This window comes from Trebonia sp., from assembly GCF_049794275.1.
GTDB lineage: Bacteria > Actinomycetota > Actinomycetes > Streptosporangiales > Streptosporangiaceae > Trebonia.
Map to the genome: position 1 here is coordinate 1 of NZ_JBARCR010000554.1, position 4,256 is coordinate 4,256.

The following is a 4,256-nucleotide window of genomic DNA, read 5'->3' on the forward strand; positions in this document are numbered from 1 at the left end:
TCGATCATCGCCGATGAGTAACGCAGTCCCGCACGCTCTCGACCCGGCCACCGCCGAGGAATACCTGGCCGGGCGGGAGATCATGGCGGCGGCGGGACTGCTGGCGGACCCGGTTAGCTTCGCTTACTACGGACTTGAGGAACCGCCCAAGGACGAGGTGCTGGCGGGCGGGGCGGACCGCGTCCCGGCCGACCGGCGGCTGCGCGCCTTCCTGATCAACCTCAAGAACGGTGAGTCCACCGACGTCGTGGTGTCCCTCGGGCGGCGCAGCGTGGTCAGCGCGCGCACGGTGGACACCGCGGCGGAGGGGCAGCTGCCGATCGTCGACTCCGAGTACCACCTGGTCGAGGAGATCGTGCACGCCGATCCCGGCTGGCAAGAGGCCATGGCGCGGCGCGGGCTGACGGACATGAGCAAGATCCGGATCTGCCCGATCACGGCGGGCGCGTACCGCGCGCCGGCCGAGGACGACGAGCGGCGCATGGTGCGCGTCCTGGGCTTCCTGCAGGCCAGGGAGCACGACCTGGCCTGGGCGCACCCGATCGACGGGGTCACCGCGCACGTGGACCTGATCGAGAAGAAGGTCCTGCGGGTCATCGACGAGTTCTCGCTGCCGGTGCCCGCCGAATCCGGGGACTACGACGATCCGGTGGTGCGCGGGCCGGAGCGCACGACCTTGCGGCCGATCGAGATCACCCAGCCTGAGGGGCCGAGCTTCACCGTGGAAGGGAACCTGCTGCGCTGGCAGGACTGGTCGCTGCGGGTGGGCTTCGACGCGCGCGAGGGGCTTACCCTGCACCAGATCGAGCTGGCGGGGCGGCCGGTGATCTACCGGGCTTCGGTGCCCGAGATGGTGGTGCCGTACGGTGATCCGCGGTTCCGCTACTGGCAGGCGTACTTCGACACCGGCGAGTACCTGGTCGGGAAGTGGGTCAACTCGCTTGAGCTCGGCTGCGACTGCCTCGGCGAGATCACCTACCTCGACGCGGTGATCTGCGGCGAGACCGGCGAGCCCGCCGTGGTGCGCAACGCCATCTGCATCCACGAAGAGGACTTCGGCATCCTCTGGAAGCACACCGACATCTTCAACGGCTCGGCGCAGTCGCGCAGGCAGCGCCGGCTCGTCGTGTCGTTCTTCACCACGGTCGGCAACTACGACTACGGCTTCTACTGGTACTTCTACCTGGATGGCACGATCGAGTGCGAGATCAAGATGACCGGGATCGTGTTCACGGCCGGCCATCCGGGCGGCGATCACCCGTACTCCACCGAGGTGGCGCCCGGCCTCGGCGCCCCGGTGCACCAGCACCTGTTCAGCGCGCGGCTCGACATGTCCGTGGACGGGCTGGCGAACGCGGTCGATGAGGTCGACGTGACCGGCCTGCCGATCGGGCCGGACAACCCGTACGGCAACGCGATCGTGCAGCGCGTGACGCGGCTGACCTCGGAGTCCGTTGGTGCGCGCAGCGGCGACTCGTCCAGGGGACGGGTGTGGCGGGTGCTCAGCAGTTCCGCCGTGAACCGGTTCGGCAAGCCGACCGCGTTCACGCTGTACCCGGAGCCGCAGCCGGCCCTGCTGGCCGATCCTTCCTCGCCGATCGCGACGCGGGCCGGCTTCGCCACCCGCGCCCTGTGGGTGACCCGTTACGACCCCGCGCAGCGGTACCCGGCCGGCGACTTCGTGAACCAGAGCCCCGGCGGCGGGCTGCCGGCCTACACCGCGGCCGACCGGGACATCGACGGCCAGGACATCGTCCTCTGGCACACGTTCGGGCCGACGCACTTCGTGCGGCTCGAGGACTGGCCGGTGATGCCGGTCACCAGGACAGGCTTCATGCTCAAGCCGACCGGCTTCTTCGACCGCAACCCGACGCTCGACGTGCCCGCGCCGGGCGGGCACTGCCACCCGGACTCGTCATCCGGCTAGGTCCTGCGCAGCACCGCGGCCTGCTTCTCCAGCGGCAGGATCTCGGAGCTGAAACCCGGGTCCGCGTCAAGCCAGCGCGGCAGTACTTCCCGCATGTCCGGCACGATGAGGTCGTCGAGGACGATGGTGGCAATCGGGCTGAGCGACTTGTTCAGCAACGGCAGCGCCGGGTATCGGGCCTGGTGACCGGTGGCCGCGGGCGGTCCGTCGACGAAGAGGAGATCGATCCCCGCGAGGTCCTCCCATGCTGTCCTGGCGTACCACGAGTAGGTCTCGCCATCAAGGCTGAAGCTCTCCAGCGGTGCGTCGCGTACCTCGGCGAGATCGAGGACGTCATGCCTGGCCAGGAAGTCGCGGGTCTTGCCGGAGAAAACCGGGTCGTGATCGAGCGCGATGATCCGGCCGTCGATCCCGAATCGCCGCAGCGCCAGGGCGAGCCACAGCGTGGACGCGCCGCTGCCGCATTCCACGATGAGCGACGGCCGTTCGGTGATGACCAGGTCGACCAGCGCCAAGAGCAGGTCTGGCGACGCCGCCCAGCCCCGGGTGGCGGGCAGCACGTCGCTGGTCGGAAGGATGGCGTTCAGGTTCTGCAGCGCTTCCATCTGGCCGAAGGTCTGCTTGAGCTCTTTCCGGCTGTCTGCTTCGACCCGCCGCACGGTCTCGAACGTGCGCGTGCTCTGAGCGGCCAGGTTGCCGATCCGGTCGGCCAGGTCGAGGCTGTGCCTGATCAGCAGCAGCAGGCCGCCAAGCAGCGCCCCTAGCGCCATCAGCGCCGCCGTCGGCACCGCTCCCGCGTCTGTCGCCAGCCCGAGCCCGAGCGCGCCAGCCAGCCACGCCGTGACCAGCACGGCTACCGTCTCGACGCGCACGTACCTGAGGATCATTCGGCGCACTGCGGACTCCTTCATCCGTTACTCACCAGGGACAACAGAGTGAGGTATCAGGGGAACCACGCGTCCGTTCGGGCTGATGTTTTTGATATGTCCGAACGGAAGCGACTGACTCCGCAGCACATTACTCGTGACGAGCGGCGGCCAGGACGGAGCGCGCCCAGGCTAGCCTGGGAAGTCATGGCTGACTGGATCTTTCAGGGCAACCGTCGGCACTACGACCTGGACGCCGCGGTGACCGCCTCGCGGGAGCATTGGTGGGGCACGCCTCGCTACCGGGATAGGATGGCGTTCGGCGACCGGGTCTGGCTGCAGATCGTGGGGCCGAAAGACCCGGGCATCTACTACGCAGCGACGATCGTGTCCGAGACCTACGAGCACCCCGTTCAGCCATCCGACCCGGCGCACTTCCGGTGGCGGACCGACATCAGGTTCGACTACCGCATCCGCCCGCCACTGCTCAGGTCTGAGCTGCTCGAGGACGTGCAACTCGGCTCGTTCCGCCCGTTCCGCGGATTCCAGGGCTCCAACGCGCCAGTGCCGCCGGACGTCGCCGCGGCGCTGGCCGCGCGAGCCGCCCCGCGCCTGGATCCCCTGCCGCGCTAGAAGGGCCACGTCATCTCAGATCGCGAGACGAAAATCGCGACATAGGAGCAGGAAATTACGGGAAACCGGTGATAACAGCAAGAAAAGCGTAACGATCTGCTCCTAAGTCCGGCATCGAGGCGGCCCGGGCCGGTTACCGCCCGGGGAGCTGAATCGCGGCGTAGACAGCGCGGTGATCGCTACCGGGGATGGCGTGCACTGAGCACGCGAGCACCGCGCAGCCCTGGTCCACCAGCACGTGGTCGAGGGTGAGCACCGCGCCTTTCCCTGGCGGCCCCCAGGTGGGGGTCAGCGCCTTCCCCGCCTGGCGTGCCGCGTCGGCGTAGCCGAGGCGCAGCACGTCGCGGAACGCGGCATGGTCAATGGTGGCGTTGAAGTCCCCCGCCAGCACCCTGGGCAGCCGCCCGGGCGGTGGCAGCACCGCGAGTTCCGCGCGCCACCGGATGGCGCCGTCCCGCCGTAGCGCCGGCGCGGACGGGTGCACGCAGATCAGCTCCACCGCTTCCCCGCCGGGCAGCTCGAGCAGAGCGGTCGGCTGTGCCGCGCGTACCGGCGCCACCCGCGGGCCCTCGCTCAGCGGGAACCTGGAGTAGATCCCTGAGCCGCCCGAGCCTCTCCTGGGCTCGAGCCGGGTGTGCGGCATCAGGTCTGCCAGCCCCGCCTGCTTCAGGCCGGTCACCGCGTCCGCGGTGAGTTCCTGCAGGAAGAGCACGTCTACGCCGGCCTCAAGGACCTGGGCGACGACAGCCTCCGCGTCCCCCCGGCCGTGGAACAGGTTAACGGTGAGCACCCGCAGCACCGGCCCGGATGCCGTCGGCTGGGGCCTCGGC

The 4,256-nt window shown here is 69.3% G+C and carries 4 protein-coding genes; 2 read left to right on the top strand and 2 right to left on the bottom strand.

All coding sequences use genetic code 11. From position 1 onward, the window contains the following. Positions 1-1,927: primary-amine oxidase (locus WA805_RS15230; protein ID WP_425242644.1), on the top strand; the 1,927-nt coding region annotated here is incomplete at its 5' end. Here the strand turns inward: WA805_RS15230 and WA805_RS15235 are convergent. Beyond that, on the bottom strand, positions 1,924-2,814 hold the full coding sequence (locus tag WA805_RS15235) for a class I SAM-dependent methyltransferase (protein ID WP_425238779.1): 891 nt from the start codon (positions 2,812-2,814) through the stop codon (positions 1,924-1,926). The two genes, WA805_RS15230 and WA805_RS15235, sit on opposite strands and share 4 nt — an antisense overlap. A 186-nt stretch (positions 2,815-3,000) precedes the next feature. Between WA805_RS15235 and WA805_RS15240 the strand changes: the two genes are divergently transcribed. After that, the gene (locus WA805_RS15240) at positions 3,001-3,426 is read left to right on the top strand and encodes an EVE domain-containing protein (protein WP_422276727.1); all 426 of its coding nucleotides are present in this window, start codon (positions 3,001-3,003) and stop codon (positions 3,424-3,426) included. Positions 3,427-3,559: 133 nt separating this feature from the next. On the opposite strand, the gene WA805_RS15245 is transcribed toward WA805_RS15240, so the two are convergent. Next, positions 3,560-4,256, bottom strand: a 697-nt coding sequence (locus WA805_RS15245; protein ID WP_425242645.1) for an endonuclease/exonuclease/phosphatase family protein, incomplete at its 5' end; no start/stop codon positions are given.

Coding starts and splice junctions, on each gene's coding strand:
- WA805_RS15235 (WP_425238779.1), bottom strand. CDS start 2,814: ATGATCCTCAGGTACGTGCGCGTCGAGACGGTAGCCGTGCTGGTCACG.
- WA805_RS15240 (WP_422276727.1), top strand. CDS start 3,001: ATGGCTGACTGGATCTTTCAGGGCAACCGTCGGCACTACGACCTGGAC.